Origin of the sequence: Streptomyces sp. NPDC060366 (assembly GCF_042725135.1) — a bacterium.
Taxonomy (GTDB): Bacteria; Actinomycetota; Actinomycetes; order Streptomycetales; family Streptomycetaceae; genus Streptomyces.
Map to the genome: position 1 here is coordinate 103,272 of NZ_JBHXDC010000021.1, position 18,547 is coordinate 121,818.

At 70.6% G+C, this 18,547-nt stretch carries 16 protein-coding genes and 1 pseudogene; 12 read left to right on the forward strand and 5 right to left on the reverse strand.

The window, feature by feature from the left end; translation table 11 throughout:
- The first annotated feature begins 101 nt into the window (after positions 1-101).
- From ACFWHU_RS33305 to ACFWHU_RS33330, 6 genes and pseudogenes are all read left to right on the forward strand, one after another.
- Entirely contained in the window at positions 102-3,254 is a 3,153-nt protein-coding gene (locus tag ACFWHU_RS33305) for a discoidin domain-containing protein (RefSeq protein WP_387229554.1), read from the forward strand.
- Positions 3,255-3,364: 110 nt separating this feature from the next.
- A complete protein-coding gene (locus ACFWHU_RS33310; RefSeq protein ID WP_387229556.1) occupies positions 3,365-4,114 on the forward strand; it encodes a response regulator transcription factor in 750 nt (249 codons plus the stop codon).
- The gene (locus ACFWHU_RS33315) at positions 4,101-6,272 is read left to right on the forward strand and encodes a sensor histidine kinase (RefSeq protein ID WP_387229559.1); all 2,172 of its coding nucleotides are present in this window, start codon (positions 4,101-4,103) and stop codon (positions 6,270-6,272) included. Before ACFWHU_RS33310 ends, ACFWHU_RS33315 begins: the two co-directional genes overlap by 14 nt.
- Before the next feature lie 123 nt (positions 6,273-6,395).
- Entirely contained in the window at positions 6,396-6,812 is a 417-nt protein-coding gene (locus ACFWHU_RS33320) for a hypothetical protein (protein WP_387229561.1), read from the forward strand.
- 142 nt (positions 6,813-6,954) lie between these two features.
- Entirely contained in the window at positions 6,955-7,593 is a 639-nt protein-coding gene (locus tag ACFWHU_RS33325; RefSeq protein WP_387229563.1) for a class F sortase, read from the forward strand.
- A gap of 148 nt (positions 7,594-7,741) precedes the next feature.
- Positions 7,742-8,273: pseudogene (locus tag ACFWHU_RS33330) on the forward strand (GNAT family N-acetyltransferase).
- Positions 8,274-8,335: 62 nt separating this feature from the next.
- On the opposite strand, the gene ACFWHU_RS33335 reads toward ACFWHU_RS33330, so the two are convergent.
- On the reverse strand, positions 8,336-8,659 hold the full coding sequence (locus tag ACFWHU_RS33335) for a hypothetical protein (RefSeq protein WP_387229565.1): 324 nt from the start codon (positions 8,657-8,659) through the stop codon (positions 8,336-8,338).
- Positions 8,660-8,713: 54 nt separating this feature from the next.
- Here ACFWHU_RS33335 and ACFWHU_RS33340 point away from each other — a divergent pair, with 54 nt between their 5' ends.
- Entirely contained in the window at positions 8,714-9,445 is a 732-nt protein-coding gene (locus ACFWHU_RS33340; protein ID WP_387229567.1) for a MerR family transcriptional regulator, read from the forward strand.
- A gap of 16 nt (positions 9,446-9,461) precedes the next feature.
- Here ACFWHU_RS33340 and ACFWHU_RS33345 read toward each other — a convergent pair whose 3' ends face one another.
- The 3 genes from ACFWHU_RS33345 to ACFWHU_RS33355 all read right to left on the reverse strand — a co-directional run bounded on the left by ACFWHU_RS33345 (position 9,462) and on the right by ACFWHU_RS33355 (position 11,656).
- Entirely contained in the window at positions 9,462-9,917 is a 456-nt protein-coding gene (locus ACFWHU_RS33345; RefSeq protein WP_387229569.1) for a nuclear transport factor 2 family protein, read from the reverse strand.
- A gap of 127 nt (positions 9,918-10,044) precedes the next feature.
- Positions 10,045-10,698, reverse strand: a complete 654-nt coding sequence (locus ACFWHU_RS33350) for a GPP34 family phosphoprotein (protein WP_385803885.1) — start codon at positions 10,696-10,698, stop codon at positions 10,045-10,047.
- 220 nt (positions 10,699-10,918) lie between these two features.
- A complete protein-coding gene (locus tag ACFWHU_RS33355) occupies positions 10,919-11,656 on the reverse strand; it encodes an SDR family NAD(P)-dependent oxidoreductase (protein ID WP_387229571.1) in 738 nt (245 codons plus the stop codon).
- A gap of 147 nt (positions 11,657-11,803) precedes the next feature.
- Between ACFWHU_RS33355 and ACFWHU_RS33360 the strand changes: the two genes are divergently transcribed.
- Both ACFWHU_RS33360 and ACFWHU_RS33365 read left to right on the forward strand, forming a co-directional pair.
- Positions 11,804-12,445 (forward strand): TetR/AcrR family transcriptional regulator, encoded by a 642-nt coding sequence (locus tag ACFWHU_RS33360; protein WP_387229573.1) that lies wholly within the window; start codon positions 11,804-11,806, stop codon positions 12,443-12,445.
- A gap of 91 nt (positions 12,446-12,536) precedes the next feature.
- Positions 12,537-13,025: a GNAT family N-acetyltransferase gene (locus tag ACFWHU_RS33365; protein WP_387229575.1), complete on the forward strand. Its 489-nt coding sequence runs from the start codon at positions 12,537-12,539 to the stop codon at positions 13,023-13,025.
- Positions 13,026-13,123: 98 nt separating this feature from the next.
- Here the strand turns inward: ACFWHU_RS33365 and ACFWHU_RS33370 are convergent, their stop codons facing one another.
- Positions 13,124-15,571 carry a PEP/pyruvate-binding domain-containing protein gene (locus tag ACFWHU_RS33370; RefSeq protein WP_387229577.1) on the reverse strand — a complete coding sequence of 816 codons (2,448 nt, stop codon included), beginning with the start codon at positions 15,569-15,571 and terminating at the stop codon, positions 13,124-13,126.
- Between the two features lie 70 nt (positions 15,572-15,641).
- Here ACFWHU_RS33370 and ACFWHU_RS33375 point away from each other — a divergent pair, with 70 nt between their 5' ends.
- From ACFWHU_RS33375 to ACFWHU_RS33385, 3 genes are all read left to right on the forward strand, one after another.
- Positions 15,642-16,226, forward strand: coding sequence for a TetR/AcrR family transcriptional regulator (locus ACFWHU_RS33375; RefSeq protein WP_387229579.1), 585 nt, complete (start codon positions 15,642-15,644; stop codon positions 16,224-16,226).
- Between the two features lie 117 nt (positions 16,227-16,343).
- Positions 16,344-16,682 (forward strand): YciI family protein, encoded by a 339-nt coding sequence (locus ACFWHU_RS33380; RefSeq protein ID WP_387229581.1) that lies wholly within the window; start codon positions 16,344-16,346, stop codon positions 16,680-16,682.
- Between the two features lie 245 nt (positions 16,683-16,927).
- Positions 16,928-18,454, forward strand: coding sequence for an FAD-dependent monooxygenase (locus ACFWHU_RS33385; RefSeq protein ID WP_387229583.1), 1,527 nt, complete (start codon positions 16,928-16,930; stop codon positions 18,452-18,454).
- Positions 18,455-18,547: the final 93 nt, after the last annotated feature.

The window sequence follows — 18,547 nt, forward strand, 5'->3', positions numbered from 1 at the left end:
CGCGCAAATCGTGAAGAACGGTTGACCTTGACGTGAGCGCGTTTCGGCCAAACAATGACCCTCACCCCCCTGACAACGTTGTCGAGAAGAGGTCGTGTCACATGCCTGAACAAGCGACGGGGCTCACACGCCGCCATCTGATTCATCTCATCGGCATGTCCGGCGCGCTGACCGCCCTGCCCATGGCGCTCGGTGCGGGCCCGGCCTCGGCCACTTCGGCGAGTCGGGGTGGCGGGAAGAAGCCGGAGCCGGCGGGCGCCGTCGCCGAGGCGTACTACAACGTCCTCCTCTCCCACACCCGTTGGTCGGAGACCCAGTGGGACGCCGCGCAGGGGCACTACACCAACAAGGATTTCGGTTTCGCGGTCGTGCTCGGGAACGCGATTCTCCTGAGCCGGGGCACCTACGACGCCGAGCGCACCGGGGTCGACAAGGACACCTTGCGCACGCGGACCCTGGCCACGCTGAAGCACTTCGCGGCGTCCAACCGGCTGACCGGCGGCACCCAGTGGGGCCGCAAGCTGTTCTTCGACACCACCTTCCAGTCGTACTTCGTACTCGCGGCGCGCCTGCTGTGGGACGACCTGGACGAGACGACGCGCCGCAACGTGGACACCATCGCCCGCGAACAGGCGCAGTACACCGCGAACTTGGGGACGAAGAACGACCCGGACTCCGGCGGCTGGACCCCGAACGGGGCGGTCGGCGGGTTCGACGGCGACACCAAACTGGAGGAAATGGGCGTCTACGCCCAGTCGTTGGCACCCGGTCTCGCCTGGGGCGCCGGGGACGAGCGGCACGCGTCCTGGAGTGCCGCTTTCGGCCGCTGGAGCCGTAACGAGGCGGGCCTGCCCGCCGCGGACCTGGCGAATCCGGCACGCGTGGACGGGGTGGCCGTCAGCGCCAACACCGCACGGAACCTGTACGACACGTTCATCGTCGAGAACCACGGATCGTTCGGCCCGCACTACCAGGAGGAGCTCTGGCGCACCTCCGCCCGCAACGCCGCCCATTTCCTGATCGCCGGGCAGGAGTTGCCCGAGGTGCTGACCTCGCAGCCCAACGCCGGTCCGCTGTGGCGCACGCTGCTCGGCGTGATGAGCGACGCCGGTGAGCCGTTGATGCCGATGGTCGACGACCGGGAGCACCTCTACGGGCGCGACGTCATCCCTCTCGCCTTCCTCGCCCAGGTCGTCGGCGACCGCGCCGCGGCACGCTGCGAGGTCGCGCTGGCCGAACGGCTCGCCGCCTACCAGGAGTATCCGCCGCAGTACCGGATCGCCAAGTTCTCGGGCGAGCCCAAGTACGAGCCGGAGGCGCGTGCCGAGCTGGCGATCAGCTACCTCCTGCACGAGTGGCGCGCCGCGTCCGGCCGTCCGGCCGTAAAGCCCTTCTCCGAGCGTGAGTTCTTCGAGTACGCGAGCGGCGTCACCGACCACGGCACAGGACCGGGGCTGGTCTCGCACCAGTCGGCCGGGGCGTGGGCCGGGGCGGTCAGCAAGGCGGGCTTCGTGAAGTTCGCCTGGCAGCCCGCCCATGACGACTGGCTGTTCGAACTGAGCGGCACGACACCGATGTTCCTCCCGACGACAACGGGCAAGGTCACGGGGCGGTCGGTGACCGCGTACACCCGGCTGAGAGACGGCTTCGACGGCAGTTCGAGCCTCCTCGCCCTGGGCGGCGCATACGCCGGGTTCACCACGCTTCCCTCCGGCGCCGTCGTGTACGCGACCTCCGGAACCGCCGCGGGAGAGGGCCACCTCGCGGTCCACAACCTCGACATGCCCGGCATGCCGGGACTGGACGGCGCCCGCACCTACCGGGTGGCGGAGGGAAGCGCGACCGTCGTCGCGAACGCGCCGGGATCCCCGTCGGCCGGACCTCGTGTCGACGAACTCTCCTTCCCCCGTGCCCCGTTCCGGCATCTGCGCATGCTGGGGGTGCGGCCCGATCCCTCGTACGGCTATTCGCTGTACGCCTTCGAGATCCGGGACGGCGCCTCGGGGAGCGACCTGGCTCGCGGCGAAGCGGCGAGCGCGTCCGCGTCCTCCTTCGACGCGGGCAAGGAACCCGTACGCGCGGTCGACGGCGACGGTGCGAGCCGGTGGGCGGTCTCCCGCGCGGACCGGCCGAAGGCCGACAGCTGGATCGCCGTGGACCTGGGGGAGTCCGCGGAGGTGGACCGGGTGACGCTGCGCTGGGAGAGCGCCGCGGGCCGCGCGTACCGGCTTCAGGGGTCGGCCGACGGAGAGCGGTGGACCGACCTCGTCGTCTGGCCGCGGCCGGACCTCACCAGCCGGGGCGGCTGGCTGGATGTCGACGGTCGCGCCGGCCTCGTCGTACGCGGGGGAGCCAACCCGATAGCGGTGTACGGCGACACGGTCGTCCTCTCCGACGGGCCCGCCGAAGGCCTACTGGTCGAGGGGCTCGTGGACGCGGACGCGAAGGAGTTGCGCGCCGCGGCCGGCGCCAAGACCCCGTCGGCCAGGTCCGCGGACGTGAAGGCCGCCGTGACCGACCACTTCCTGAGTCTGTTCAACCTCTCGGCGGACGCCGTCACCACCACGGTCTCGGTTCCGGGGCACGCCCACGACGACGTGCGCCTGTACGAGGGGGACCAGACCGTCACCGAGGCGGGCACGGACTACAAGGCCGAACTCGCCGCCGCGTCGGCCGTGTTGCTGCCCCCGCGGATCACCCTCTCCGGAGTCGGCGCCCGCGCCGGGGTTCCAGTCGGGCTGCGTGCCGAGGTGGTCGACGGCCGCACCGTACGGCTGAGCGGCCCGCCCTGCCGGGTCGTCGTCTCGGCCCAGGGCCACCGGGTGGTGGCGACGGTCCGGGCCGGCCGCACCACGACCGTGACCGTGCCGCGCGCGACCGGCTACCCGCTGGCCGATCTCGCACTCGGCCGCACCACCTTCCCCACCGCGCCGCTGCCGTCCGGGATGACAGACCCCGGGGCCGCGGTCGACGGCGACCCGCGCACCTCCTGGAGGCCCGGACCGGGTGGCCGGATGGTGGTCGATCTCGGCGACGTACGGCGTGTCACCGAGATCCGCGTCGAGTGGCGAGGCGGCCACGGGCCGGTGTCCCACGTCGAGTTCAGCTCGGACGGCCTCACCTACAGCGGTTCGGCGCGGATGCCCGCGCGCGGTGCACTGCGTACCTCCACCACCGCCCGGTACGTGGCCCTCGCGGTCGGTGCCCCGGCCGGCAAGGACACCGCTCTGACCTCCCTCACGGTCACCTCCTGAGCGGCACACGTCAGGCGCGGGGAGGCCCGTCGAGACCAACGGGCCTCCCCGCGCGGCAGGCTGGCACCGCCGTCACCGCATCCGGCGTCGCGGTCGCTACGATCGGCGGCGTGTGCGCAAACATCGTGGTCGCCGAAGACGACGTGAAACAGGCCGAACTCGTGCGCCGCTATCTGGAGCACGAGGGGCACTCCGTCACGGTCGTCGCGGACGGCCGCGCGGCACTGGAGGAGGTCCGGCGCGGGGAACCCGACCTGCTCGTTCTCGATGTGATGATGCCCCGCGCCGACGGCCTCGACGTGGTGCGGATCCTGCGCGCCGAGTGCCGGGAGGTGCTGGTGCTGATGCTCACGGCCCGCAGCACCGAGGACGATCTGCTGCTCGGCCTGGATCTGGGCGCCGACGACTACATGACCAAACCGTTCAGTCCCCGGGAGCTGATGGCCCGGGTACGAACGCTGCTGCGCCGCAACCGGCGTTCCGGCGGCCCAGCCACCGGCCCCGCGCCCGCCGTCGTCGTCGTCGAGGACGAGACGCTGTCGGTGGGCACGCTCAGGATCGATCCGGCCCGGCACGAGGTGTCGGTCGCGGGGACGCCGGTCGTGTGCACACCCGGCGAGTTCCGGATTCTCGCCGCGATGGCGACGGAGCCCGACCGGGTCTTCTCCCGGCAGCGGCTCCTGGAGGAACTGCACGGCTTCGACAAGTACATCAGCGACCGCACCGTGGACGTGCACATCATGCATCTGCGCAAGAAGATAGAGCACGCCCCACGGCGCCCGGCCCGGCTGCTGACCGTGTTCGGCGTCGGCTACAAGCTGACGGACCCCGCGAAGAACGCACGCCATGCCCAGTCCTGACCAGCGGCGGCGGTCGCCGCTGCGCCGGAGCCGGGAGAGGCCCCGCCTCCCGATCCGGCGGAGCCTGCTCGGCCGACTGCTCATCGTCTCGGCGCTGGTGGCCTCGTGCTCGGTCGCCGCCACCGCCTGGCTCGCCGTGCAGACGACCTCCGGAGCGATCCGGCAGGAACAGGGACAGGACCTCAGCTCCGACGCCGAGATCTACAACACCCTGTTGGGATACGCGGCTTCCCACCCCGGCTGGGAGGGCGTCGAGGACACCGTGCGCGAACTGGCCCGGAAGTCGGAGCGCCGGATCGCGCTCACCACCGAGGACCGCCGACCGCTCGTCGACTCCGCCGGCGCCTCGTCCGCCGACCCTTTGCCCGCCCAGGCATCGGCGGTCGTCGACCCGCTGTCCGTCGACACGCTCCTGGTACCCGATGCCACGCCCGCCGGCGCGGACCGCGTCGATCCGCGGGCGGTCGGCCCCTTCCTGCTGCCCGCGAAGGAACGTGCCGACCTGCGGCGGACCACCACCGAGAACGTGGCGTGCCTGAGCGCGGTGGGCATCGCCGCGGATGTCGTCGAGAGCCCGAGCGGACGGCCCCGTGTCGAGTTCGTGAGCAACGACACCGACCGCCAGTTGGAACGCAAGTGCCTGACCGCCGAGTTGGGCCCCACCCCGACCGAGAAGAAGGCTCTCCGGGAGCTCGACCAACTCGCCGACGCCTGTCTGAAACGCCAGGGGCGTACGGGCGTGACACTCAACCTGGACCTCTCCTGGGACCGGGGGTACGGCCAGACCGAACCTCCCGGGTTCGACGCGGACATCAGCAAACAGCAGACGGCCGAAGAGAAGGCGGCCACGGACAGGAAAGCCGCCGCGGCCGCCGAGGCCGCGGGCGGCGTGCCCCGGGCCCGCGACAGCCGGCACGACCGCGCCATCGCCTCCTGCGTGGGCAGCGCCCGGCGCGAGCAGCTCACGGCCTATGTCGCCGCGCCCGCGCTGCTGTTCATCGACGGCCCCGGCGCGGTCGGCGTGCCCGGCTTCGACCTCTCACCGGCGAACACCGCACGCATCGTCGGGGTCACCGCCCTCGTCCTGGCGCTCACCGTCGGCGTCTCGGTCATCGCCGGGGCCCGGCTCGTACGGCCCCTGCACGCGCTCACCGGCGCCGCCCAGCGGATGCGGGACGGACTGGACTCGGCGCCGGTGCCCGTCGGCCCGGACAACGAGATCGGACGCCTGGCGGCGGCCTTCAACGACATGGCCGTACATCGCGCCAGGCTCGAAGAGCAGCGCAAGGTCATGGTCAGCGACGTCGCCCACGAACTGCGCACCCCGCTGAGCAACATCCGCGGCTGGCTGGAGGCGGCACAGGACGGTCTGGCCGACCCGGACCCGGCTTTCGTCTCCTCGCTCCTTGAGGAAGCGGTACAACTCCAGCACATCATCGACGATCTCCAGGACCTGGGCGCGGCCGACGTGGGCGCCCTGCGCCTGCATCCCGAGCCGGTCGTCGCCGACGATCTGCTCACCCAGGTCGCCGCGGCGTACCAAGGACCGGCCGAGACGGCGGGCGTCGCACTCACGGTAACCGGGGCGACGCCCGGCCGGCCCGGTCCGTCGCTGCACGCCGATCCGGTCCGGCTGCGCCAGGCCGTCAGCAACCTCGTGTCCAACGCCCTGCGTCACACACCGTCCGGTGGCCGGGTGACGCTGCGCTCGTACCCGACCGGTCCCGGGGGCGGTCCCGGAGGCGGGGGCGGAGGCGGGGGCGAAGGCGGGGGCGAGGTGGCCCTGGAGGTGTCCGACACCGGCGCGGGTATCCCGGCGGACGACGTTCCGCACGTGTTCGACCGCTTCTGGCGGGCGGAGAAGTCCCGCAACCGGAGTACCGGTGGCAGCGGCCTCGGCCTGGCGATCGTGCTCAAGCTCGCAGAGGCGCACGGTGGAACGGCGAGTGTGGTGAGCACCGAGGGACAGGGCTCGGTCTTCACCCTTCGGCTGCCGGCCGTGCCCGGTGGTGGCGCGGAGGACGGGGACACCGGCGGCGGTACGGCGGCGAGCGACGGGACCGGAGGGGCCGGAAGGGCCAGAGGGGCCGGGGAGACCGCAGAGACCGGAGAGACCAGAGGGACCGAGGGTGCCGCAGAGGGCACCGCCCGGCCCTGATGCGATCAACATGACGTCCTGACATCTTCTTCATAAGTGGTCGCCAGCCTGGAGCCCTGCCCGGAACCTGGTGCGATTCGGCACTCAGGTACCACCGAGACCGGGCTGGAACTGGAGCCGTACATGTCCCACCGTCATCGCGCGCGTCTCGTCGTCCTGTCCGCCGTCGCGGCAGGCGCGATGCTTCTCCCCGTCTCCGCCGCCGTTGCCTCCGAGCGCGCCTCGACGCAGCCCGCGTCGGTGGCCGACGAGTCGCCGAAGGACAAGGCCGCCGCCGAGGAGAAGGCCGAAGCCGCGAAGAAGGCAACAGACGACAAGAGGGCCGAAGCCGCGAAGAAGGGCGCCGACGCGAAGGCCGAGGCCGCGAAGAAGGCCGCGGCCGCCGACCAGGCTCCGCGCGGTGGCGTCGCCGCGGGCGAGGCCCCGGCCGAGGACACCGGAACGGCGCCCCTCGTCGGCCCGGCCATCGGCGTGCTGCTGCTCGCGGGCGCCGGCACCTATGTGCTGCGCCGCCGCTCCGCCGAGGGGCACACCGCCTGACGTCGCATCGCGGTGGCGCCACCCTTCACAGGGCGGCGCCACCGCGTCATCACGCCATGTCCGCTCTCTGCCCCGCACCGGACTCGCCCGTCCCGATCCGAACGACAGGCGCCTGGTCCCGCGCCCTGCCCTGGAGCCCGCTGTGTCCCCTGCGCACCACCCGGTACGGAACTTCGGCGCCCTGCCGGCCCCCGTCCGCCTCGCCCTCGTCGCACCCGCGGTCCTCGCCCTGCTGGGCGGTTGCGGGTCGGGCCCGGACACGACTGCGCCGGTCCCCGCCCCTGGCAGCGAATCTTCACAGCCGACCGTGCCGGAGAGCGCGGGCGAGCCTGCGGCTCCCGCGGCTCCCACCGAGGTGGCCATCCCCTCGATCGGAGTCAACAGTTCCCTGATGGAACTCGGTCTCAACGCGGACGGAACCGTAGAGGTCCCCCCGGCCGAGAAGGGCATGACCGCGGGCTGGTACACCGGCGGCGCGGTGCCCGGTGAGGCCGGTGCCGCGGTCATCATCGGCCACAACAACACCCGCTTCGGCAAGGCCGTCTTCCACGATCTCAAGGAGATCACCAAGGGCGCGGCCATCACGGTCAGCAGGAGCGGGGGAGAGCCGGCCCGCTTCACCGTCACGGGCACCGAGACCGTCGGCAAGGATTCCTTTCCCACCGAGAAGGTCTACGGCCGGACCGAGGACCGCGCTCTGCGGTTGATCACCTGCGACGGCGAGTTCGACGCCCAGGGGCACCCGGTGAACAATCTCATCGTGTACGCGACTTCGGACTGAGTCGCATTCATTTCGCCGACGGGGCAGGGGACTTGGACATGGGCGCGAGCAGCGGCGGCTACCCCGCCCCGGCGGCTACCCCGCCCCGGCGGGACTGCCGCCCGGTTATGTCCTGCGGCCGTATCGCGGCCAGGAGGACCACGGTGCGATGGCCGCCGTGCGGCTGGGCAGCGCCGAGCGGGATCGCGTCGACGTCCGCTCAATCGTGGAAGGAGTCCCGACAGCGGCCGAAATCGGCGAAGCCTGCGCCGAGTTGGACGACCCGTCCGAGAATCAGGTCCTCGCCGAGCACCCTGATGGCTCCGTCGGCTACGCGACCGTCCGGTGGTGGCAGGAGCGGGACGGGACGTGGCTGTACCTGCACCGTGGCTATCTGCTGCCCGAGCACCGCGGTCGGGGCTGTCGCCCTGTGCTCCCTCCGTCATCAGGACCCCCTCGGTCATGAGGGCTCCTCTCTCGGCGAAGTCGGAGAACTTAGCGTCCGGGCGGAGTCGAGGCGACTGGGACTCGGCCGGGCCCTGCTGCTCGACGGGTTGCGATGCCTCCGCGAGCACGGTGCGCGTACCGCCCGCCTGTACACCGGCAGCGACAATCCGTACCGCTCCTACGATCTCTACGAGAGCGTGGGGTTCCGGCGCCGGAACGAGTACGTGCGCTACCGCAAGCCGATCGATATCTGAAGAGACCGTCGTCGTCACCTTTCTTGGTCGAGTTATTGGTCGAGGCGTGGTGCGCACGGCCGCTACAGCGGTCTGTCGAATCCTCGCTCCCTCTCCTCTTCGGTCGGCTGTTCGTCGGCCGACGCCTTCAACAGCCGTTCCAGCTCGTTCCCGGCCTCGTCGTACCCGGCGTCCGAGATCCGTCGCAGCTCGCGCAGGTCGCCGGTCGCGACCGCGCGTCGAGTGAGCAGGAACCCGGCACGCACGGATCCCTCGTCCAGCAACTCGCTCAGCCCGACGATGTCACCGGCCGCGTCGGTGAGGTCGGCCAGCCGGTCCAGAGCCGTCTCGTTGCCGTCGTCGGCCAGTTCGCGCAGAGTCTCCCGATCGACATTCATGTTCGCCATGACGCCATCGTGCGGCCCTGCCCCTGGGGGAAGGTCAAATGGCAGGATGGCCGGGTGATCACCATCGGGCAGCTGGCCAGGTACATCGGTGTGTCGATCAAGACCGTCCGCGTCTATCACGACAAAGGGTTGCTCCCCGAGCCGGACCGCGATGCCTCCGGCTATCGGAGGTACGGCGCGAACGACGCCGTCGACCTGATCAAGATCCGGACGCTCGCCGAGGCCGGCGTCCCCCTGTCCCGTATCAGGGACCTGAGATCAGCGACCGACGAGGAGTTCCAGCGGGCGCTGCACGACATCGACGGCGAGCTGACCGCCCGTATCCGTGGCCTTCGCGCAACACAGTGGCGCTTGCGCCAACTCGCCGGCGGGCGGCTGTCGCCGCTGCCCACCGAGGTCGAGGCGCATCTGCGGGACCTGGCCGGCTGGGGGTTCACGCCTCGGTGGGTGGACCTCCAACGTGACCTGTGGATCCTCGTGTTCGCCACCCACCCGGACCGCGCGGTCGCCCTGTTCGACGACCAGCGCGAGACTCTGGCCGACCCGGCGCTGCGGCAGCTGTTCCTCGACTACGACGACGCGTACGGCCTCGGCGCCGACGATCCCCGTATCGACGACCTCGCCGACCGGATCACCGCGGCGACCCGGGAACGCTACGGATCCGGCGAACCGCCCCAGTTGGATGCGGCCTCCGAGATCCCCGCCCTCATCCAGGACACGGTCAACGCCTCGTCCCCGGCGTGGCGGCGACTCGACACGCTCATCCGCGCACGACTGGACGCGTGATTCGAGGACGGACGCCTTACGGATGTGTCGGTGTCGCTATCGGTGCCGCAGCGGGTGCCGGTGCGAGTCCGTCAGCCACCAACCCGGCGAGTACGGCTTCGCCGAGGGCGTGGACGGCGGACTGGGGCCGGACCATGACGGTGAATTCCTTGATCCGCCCGTCGTCGTCGAAGTGCAGCAGATCGATGCCGTGGATCTCCTTGCCGTTGACCGTGGCCCGGAACAGCAGAACCGCGGACGGGGCGGACGTGCCGTCCGCGCTGGTCTGCGCGGTGCCGGTGTGGTCGCCGACGTAGCGGAAGTCCTCGAACGTGCGCAGCAGGACTCCGAAAAGGCCGAGCACCATCGGCTTGCCTTCGAACGGTGTGAACTTCACTGGGCTGTAGAGGCGGATGTCCTCGGTGAACAGGCCCTCCAAGGACGACAGGTCGCGGTTGTCGACGGCTTCGCGGAATCGGTCTGCGGTGCTCATGGTGTGGCCCCGACCTCTGGATAGTCATGGATGGTACTAGTCAGTTTCATGACTATCATGGACGGTTCCGGCCCGGCAATGACCCGGAGGTGGAGCCGTTCTGGCGGTGCCGCCCGCCGAGGGGGCCTTATTGACCTCGCCAGATGTTGTCGAAGGCCGCGTCCTCGATGGACCGCCGTTGCCGTTCGGCTTCCAGGTCCCTCACAGCGTTGTGGACGACGGCCAGCACCGTCTCCACTGCCTCGTCCGCCACATCGGGGGGACTTCCGAGTTGCTGGTCCGGCCTGTCCTGCGGGTCCTCCTGGTGCTGCTGGCGCTCCTGGTCGCGGATTCCGAGGGTCGTACCGAGGGAGGCGAGGACGGGCTCGTTCGATGTCCAGCGTTCGCGCGCCGAGCGGCGGGCGGGCGTATCGGTCAGCACGGTCCGCCCGGTTCCGAAAGGCGTCCAACGGGAACGGCGTCGCCGGGTTATCTGCCCCTCCTCCTTGAGGGCAGTGAGGTAGACGGCCGCCAGGCCGCGGCCCCTGCGCCACAGCCAGTCCTCGACCGACTCGTACGGCGCCTGCCGGACGAGGGCTGCCGACGCCTCGTTCAACAGACGGTCATCGACTGCGCCGCTCTCGTCCGGCACGATGTGATCGCCGTCCAGTGCGGCGGCTCGCGCGTTCAGCAGATCGATCAGCTCGCCCCCGGCGAGTGCGAGCGACAGATCACCCTGTCCCGGAAGGCGGCTTGACGCCACTTCCAGCGTGGTGAGCAACAGGTCCCGTGGTGTGGTCATCAACGACTCCACGTCGGGGGCACAGTCGCTGTCGGTGACTGGGTAGCTGGCCCGACATCCGGCATGGCAACGGGACGAGGGTGCCGCGCCCGTCCTGCCACGCACTACCGATTTTCAGCCTACGGATCGGGAGCGACGGCTGCATCCCGCGCCCTTCCCGCCAGGCGCAGCAGCGCGGGAAGGGCGCCGGCGCGACCGCGTGGCCCTACGGACCCGTCGTTCAGCGCGTCTGGTCGGTCGGCCGGACGAGGATCTCGTTGACGGCGACGTGCGCGGGCTGGGTGATCGCGTAGAGGACGGCGCCGGCGATGTCCTCGGCCTGGAGGGTCCGCATGGAGTCGGCCATTCCCTTGGCCGCTGCCTGCATGGCCGGGTCGGTGAGATGGGTGGTCAGCTCCGTCGCGACGAAACCGGGCTCGATGACGACGACGCGTACGCCCTGGGCGGTGACCTCCTGCCGGAGCGCTTCCGAGAAGGCGTTGACGCCGAACTTGGTCGCCGCGTACACACCCCCGCCGGCCGACGCGGTACGCCCCGACGTCGAGGAGATCTGCACCACGGCGCCCTTGCGCGGCAGCAGATGAGGCAGGGCGGCGTGGACCGCGTACATGGATCCGAGCAGGTTGGTCTCGACCATGCGTGTCCACTGCGCGGTGTCCGCACCGAGGATCGGGCCGCTGAGCATGACGCCCGCGTTGTTCACCAGGACGTCGAGGGCTCCGTAGTGATCGACGGTCGTCGCGACCGCGTCCTGCACCGACCGGCGGTCGGTGACGTCCAGTTCGAGAACCAGTATCTCGCCGGGGGCGTCCTGCGCGAGGGACTTCAGCCGGTCGGTCCGGCGAGCCCCGACGGCCACCCTGGCCCCCGCCTTCGACAGGGCGAGCGCGGTGGCCCGCCCGATGCCGGAGGACGCGCCGGTGACAAGGGCGATCTTTCCATCAAGGGTGTCGTTCACGATTTTCTCCAAAGAATGTGTGGTGCGACGCGGGTATGCCGCCGGACGGCAGAAAGTGACCGCCGGGTCATGTTGAGCGTAACAGCTAAAATGACCGGCCGGTCACGTTGGTGGTAGGATCGGTGCCGGTGAAGGGGAGGAACGCGTATGACCGGGACGACAGCCGCTTCGGGCCGCAGAGCGGACAACGTGCGCAATCGGCGGCTGCTCCTGGAGGCCGCGAGCGCGGCGTTCGCCGAGCAGGGGACGGAAGCGTCGATGGGTGAGATCGCCCAACGCGCCGGACTCGCCAAAGGCACGGTCTTCCGGCACTTCGCCTCGAAGGACGATCTGCTCGCGGCGATCATGCTTCAGATGCTCGACCGGCTCATCGGCGCGGCGGACCGCCTTCTGGAGGCCGACGACGCGGCGGCGGCGCTACGGGAGTTCATGACCGTCGGCGTCGAGGAACTCGTCGCCGACCGTGCGTTCTGCGAAGTGATCGGACGCCCGTCCCTGCAACATTCCGGAGTACGGGACGCGATCGGCCGGCTCAGCGAATCCGCCGAGGCGCTCACGGCTCGGGCACGCGAACAAGGCGCCGTTCGCGGCGACATCACGGGAACGGACATCGTGCTGCTGCTCGGCGGTATCCACCAGACCGCGGCGCCCCTGCTGCCCGCGCAGCCGCAGGCTTGGCGCCGCTACCTCGAACTGGCCCTCGACGGGCTGCGCACCACCGACGCCCGCACGCTGCCACACCCCCCGCCCGGCCACCTCCACATCGCCGACCCCTCCGAGCACGTCTGACCCTGGGCGCCCATCGGTCGCTGAAGCGTCGCCGTCCGTCCTCCGTTCGCTGTACACCGGCTCGCTGCACTGCGAGCGGTAGCCTCATTCGGTGATTGATCACGGGTTTTTCGACGGGACCGGACGGCGCGTCACCTTGCGGGAGGTGGACGACGAGAACTGGCGGGCTGTCGCCGACGTCGTGCCCCTCGATGACCAGCGAAGTCATGTCGCCGCCATGGCAGCGCGTTATCTGTTGCTGTCGATGCGCGAGGACAGCTGGAACTCGCTGGCGGTCTGTGCCGACGACGCGGTCGTCGGTCACGTCATGTGGGGCCGGGACGAGGACGGCTCGCACTGGATCGGGGGAATGCTGATCGACGGCGCCGAGCAGGGCAAGGGCCTCGGCCGCGCGCTCCTGCGGACCATGACGGGCTGGCTGGCGGCCCAGGAGGGCTGCTGGACGATCCGGCTGGCCTACCATCCCGACAACGTCGTCGCCCGACGGCTCTACGAATCGCTGGGTTTCGTGCCGACGGGGGCAGTTGACGGTGACGAGGTCATCGCCGAGTTGGCACCAAGCCGGGTAGGCGGTCGCTGAGAGATGACGGGACGGGAAACGGCTCAAGGCTGTTCATGATCACGTAGATCAGGGCGCTGTCCGTAGTGCCGCCGGCCGATCTGCCGACCGTGAGGTACTCACTCTCCTGCGAAGCCACTTGACGCGCTGACGGCGTCGGGCTCGGCGTCTGGGTCTGGGTCGTCGAGCGTGACCGTTCCCGCCGCGCCGTCGACGGTGATCATCTGGCCCGTCCGGATGCGTTCGGTGGCACCCGGTACACAGATCACGGCCGGGATGCCGTACTCCCGCGCGACTGTCGGCCCGTGGGCCATCACCGCGCCGGTCTCGGTGACGAGCCCGCCCGCCGTGAGGAACAGCGGCGTCCAGCCCGGATCGCTCGTCGGCGCGACGAGGATCTCGCCCGGCTCGACGTACGCGTCCGCCGGGTCGCGGACCACCCGGGCGGGGCCCGTGGCCCGCCCGCTGGCGGCGCCCGTGCCGGTGAGCGTGCGGCCGTCCGACGTCCGGGCCGGGAGAAGGGTCTCCACATCGGTTCCGTCGGAGAGCAGGGCGACGGGAACGGTACGGCGCCTCAGCTCCCTCGTGTAGTGGTACTGGCGTTCAGCGACCGTCCGACGTGGATCGTCGCCGCCGTCCACCACGGCGCGCAGCTCGGGCAGCGTGAGGAACCTGACGTCGTCGGCGCGTTGGAGCAGTCCCTTCGCCCGCAGTTCGGCGCCGATGAGCAGGAGGCGTCGGCGGCGGTCGCGCAACGCGTACAGTCCGGCGAACTTCCCCGCCTCGCGCAGCCCGGCCAGCTCGCGGGCGCGGCGCAGGAAGAAGCCCGCGAGCCGGCCGCGGACGGGACGCTCGCGGCGTGCCCGCCGTACCAGCTCGGCGAGCATCACCTCCGCCCGGGCAGCGGCGCGTTCGAAGCGCCGGTCCGGGCCCTGGTCCGGGTCGGTGACCCGCAGATAGTTGGCGAGTGCCGCGAAGACCGGGGCGGGCTCCTCCGACCAGCGCGGGACGCCGACATCGACCTCGGCGGCGCAGCGGTGGCCGTAGGTGTCGAGAAAGTCGCCGAGGCCGATGTCGGGCAGTTCGCCGGCGAGGTGGGCCGAGGCCAGTTCGTCCGGCGCGGTCCCCAGCAGCAGGTCGCGGTGCGGCGCCGCGTTCCGGGCCACCTGCCAAAGGGCCAGGTCCATCTCGATCGTGACGTTGTGCGGCATGCCTCCGAGTACGGTTCTGATCTCGTCGTCGCTCGCGATGTCCTTGAGGAGCGCCGGCAGCGCCGCCGCCACGAGGATCCCGGTGACCACCGGCCATGTGATGGCATCGGGCCCGGCGTCGGGCCGCTCCGTCTCCTCGACCTGCTCCAGCAGCTCCGCGGCTGTCAACGGGTCCATGACTGGTTGTTGCCGGAGGCGTTCGATCGTGCCGAAGACGCGTGCCCGCGCGGCCGCGGGCCGGGCGAGCGCGCCGAGGATTCCGGCCACGGCCTTCGGCGCCGTCGCCAGCGCGGCCGTGTTGCGCCGGCGGGTGCCGCGTGCCGGGGCGAACCGCGAGTCGTTCAGGAGGTGTTCGACCACGGCCTGAGCCCGCGGCCCGAAGTCGACCGCCATGAGCTTCACCAACCGCCGCCTCGTCACGGGGTCGCGCATCGCGTCCGTCAGGTCGCCGTACAGCCGCCCGCCGATGTCGACGATGTCCACCGCCATGCCGAAGGACGCGAGCATGCCGGCCAGCATCTCCTTCAGCGTCGACATGCCCACCGGCGTCACCGGCTGGAGCATGCCCTGGACATGACCGAACTCGACGTACAGGCGCGGCCCCGGCCGCTCGCTCGCGGGCGGCGCCGGGAACAGCGTGGTGATCGGCCGCGACTGGAGCAGCCACAACGTGCCGTCGTGGTCGTACGCCCACTCGACGTCCTGCGGTGCGCCGAGCCGGCTCTGGAGCCGTTCACCGATCTCGCGGAGCTCCTTCAAACGGGCCGGGCCGAGGCAGCCTCGCTCGTCGGGCGCCGTACCGTCCAGCACGTAGTGATCGACGGCGGAAGCGCCGTCGACAACGGCAGTGCCCAGGCCGGGGGCGGCGTCCACGACGGACTTGCTGCGCGAGCCGGTGAGCGGGTTGGCGGTGAACAGCACGCCGGCGACCTCGGGTTCGACCATGCGCTGAACGACGACCGCCATCCGTACGGTGTCGTGCGCGATGCCGGCGGCCTCGCGGTAGGCGCTCGCACGCCCGGTGTGCAGCGAGTCCCAGCACGCACGGATCGCAGTGAGTACGTCGTCGGCGCCCTCGACCGCGAGGAAGGTGTCCTGCTGGCCCGCGAAGCTCGCGTCCGGCAGGTCCTCGGCGGTCGCGCTCGAACGGACCGCGACCGGCCCGGCGCCGAGCCGCTCGTACGCGGCGACGACCTCGGCCCGCGACACCTCGCCGCGACTGTGCGCCTCGGTCGTGACGCAGAACCCGTCCGGCACCCGCTCGCCCAGCCGGATCAACGCGGCGAGCCCGGCGGCCTTCCCGCCCACCAGTTCCCGCTGCTCCGGGTCGATCGCCGACAGTTCGAGCACGTCCATCACGGACCTCCTTTTCAATACAGTCGCAATGTATCCTGGAGGCATTACAGGCGCAATGTAAAGTGGGCACGTGCCCCGCAAGGTCGACCACCGTGAGCGCCGCGAGTTGCTCGCCGACGCGCTGATGAGACTGGCCGCCTCGGGCGGCCTGGAAAAGGTGAGCCTGCGGCACGTGGCCGCGGAGGCCGGCGTCTCGACCGGGATGGTGCAGCACTACTTCCGCACCAAGGACGAGATGATGACGTTCGCTCTCGGCATGGTCATGGACCGGATCCGCGAACGGTCGCAGGCCGAACTCGTGCCGGGGGCGCCGCTTGAGGTCGTGCGCGGCCTGCTGCTCCAGGTGCTGCCGCTGGACGAGACGCGCCGGCTGGAGAATCATGTCGTGCTCGCGTTTCTGGCGTACGCCGCGGTGAAGCCGTCGATCGCGACGGGGCTGCGTCAACTCGCGGCGGAGACACGGACGTTCATCGCCGACCAGCTCCGGGCCGCCGGCCCGGCGGACGGTGTGGATCCGGAACGCGCGGCCGCCGGCCTGCTCGCGCTGGTCGACGGTCTGGGCTTGCAGTTGTTGTCGCTTCAGTACGCGGAGGACGACGCGGTGGCGGCGCTCGATGCTCAACTCACCCTGCTGTTCGGTGGCCGGTCGGACTAGGTCCTGTTTTGGAAGCAGGGGAGTCTCGGTTCTCCGGGGAAGCCTCGGTTCTGACGGGAGGTGTTCGTCGTAGGGTGAGAGGCGGCCGAAGGAGGCCGACGACCAAGGGGGCCACTTATGGCGCGGTACCTGATCTCGTTCGATGACGGCGCGATGTCCTTCCCCGAGGAGGAGTTGCCCGAGGTGGCCGAGGCCTCGCTCGAGGTGGTGCGTGAGGCTCGGGACGCCGGTGTGTGGGTCTTCGGTGGTGGACTGGAAAGCCAGCGGGCGAGCGTCGTGGCCACCGACGGGACCGTCGCCGACGGCCCGTACCCGGAGACCAAAGCGGTGCTCGGCGGGTTCTCGGTCATCGATGTGCCCTCACGTGAGGACGCGCTGAAGTGGGCTGCCAAGATCGCTGCCGCGTGCCGCTGCGCGCAAGAGGTCCGGGAGATCATGTCCGACCCGACCGACTGATCGAGGACGGCCCCCGGCGGCTGGGACCTGGTTCCCAAGTGGCTTGTGACCTGCGGTCCCACGCATCCAGCACCGAACGCACCGCAGCCCTGACAGCCTTCCTCCACACCTGACAACCACCACCGAAGCCACACCGCACTCAGGGGCCGGCCACCCTGGCCGGCTCGTGTTGGGCTGTCGCGGTGGCAGGTACGGCATGTGCGGTATGTTTTTGGTGCTGGGGTGGGTGTGGCTTTGGCCGTGGGATGGGGTGGGGGGCTTTGCGTGTGGGGGTTGTGGTGGTGGGCGGGGGCCCGGTGGGGTTGCTTGCCGCGTGTGAGTTGGCGGCGTTCGGGGTCAGGGTGTTGGTGGTGGAGGCGCGGGGGAGTGTGTCGGGTCGGCCGAGGGCGACGACGTTGCATGCGCGGTCGGTGCAGTCAATGGTGCGGCGGGGCTATCTGGGTGGGTTGGCGGGTGTTGGTGCCGGTGCCGGGGGTGGGAACGGCGGGTTTCACTTCGCGGGGATGCCGGGCCTGAAGATTTCGGTGCCGGTGGGTGAGCCGGTGGCGGTGTTGAAGTGTGAGCAGGAGGTGTTGGAGAGGTCGCTGGAGGAGCGGGCGCGCGCAGCCGGGGTGGTGGTGTTGCGCGGGCATCGGGTGAGTGGGGTGGGTGAGGTGGCAGGGGGTGTGCGTGTTTCGGCGGTGGGGCCTGGTGGGCGAGCGGTGGAGTGGGTGGCGGAGTATGTGGTGGGGGCCGACGGTGCGCGTGGTGTAGTGCGTGAGTTGGCGGGTTTCGATTCACGGTCGTATCCGGCGACGGTGTCGGCGATGGCGGGTGATGTGCGGTTGGAGGTGGCGGGCGATTTGGTGGCGGGGTGGCATCGCACGCCGCGCGGGTGGGTGGTGGTGAAGGATGTCGCGGGCGGTGGGGTACGGCTGCGGACGTTGAATTGTGAGGGCGCGTCGGGTGTGCGTGGAGTGCCGTTGTCTTTGGCGGAGTTCCGTGAGGAGGTGTCGTGGATCGTAGGGCGGAAGGTGGGGATGGGGTCGCCGAGGTGGTTGAGCAGGTTCAGTGACTTCTCGCGGTTGGCGGGGTGTTATCGCAAGGGGCGGGTGTTGTTGGCGGGGGACGCGGCGCATGTGCATTTCCCGATCGGTGGTCAGGGGCTGAGCACGGGTGTGCTGGATGCTCTGAATCTCGGGTGGAAACTGGCGCTGACGGCGCGTGGGCGGGCCGGTGAGGGGCTGCTCGACACGTATGACCGGGAGCGGCGGCCTGCTGCGCAAAGGGTCATAGACCACACGCGGGCGCAGTTGGAGTTGATGAGGCCGGCCGCCGAACTCGACCCGCTGCGTGCTCTGTTCGGGGAGCTGCTGGCCGGGGCGCCGGAGGGTGGTGTGCTGGCGTCGATGGTCAGTGGCCAGGACACGGTGTTGCCCCCGCGCGGTGCGGATTCCTCTCCGTTGGAGGGGAGTTTCCTGCCCAACGTCCCACTGATGACGGGGGAGGGGCGTACGGACGTGATCGGTCTGCTGGCCCGGGGGCGACCGCTGCTGCTGCTGTTCGGCGCGGGCGCGGGTGTGGGGGCTGGTGTTTACGAGGCGCGGGCGCGGGGGTGGGCGGGGTTGTTGCGGGTGGTACGTGCGGAGCCGGTGGCGTCTGTGCCGTACGAGGCGGTGCTGGTGCGGCCCGACGGATATGTCGGCTGGGCGGCTGGGGGAGGCGGGCTCGCGCCCGCTCTCAGGGCGTACTTCGGTGAAGGCGGGGATGCGGGGGCGGCAGACGCCCTTTAGACCGTGTCCTATGTGGTGAGTTTGAGTAGTCGTTTGTAGCAGCAGAGGGCGGCGGCGAGTCCGAGAAAGGCCAGGTAGTTGCGGGGGTGGCGT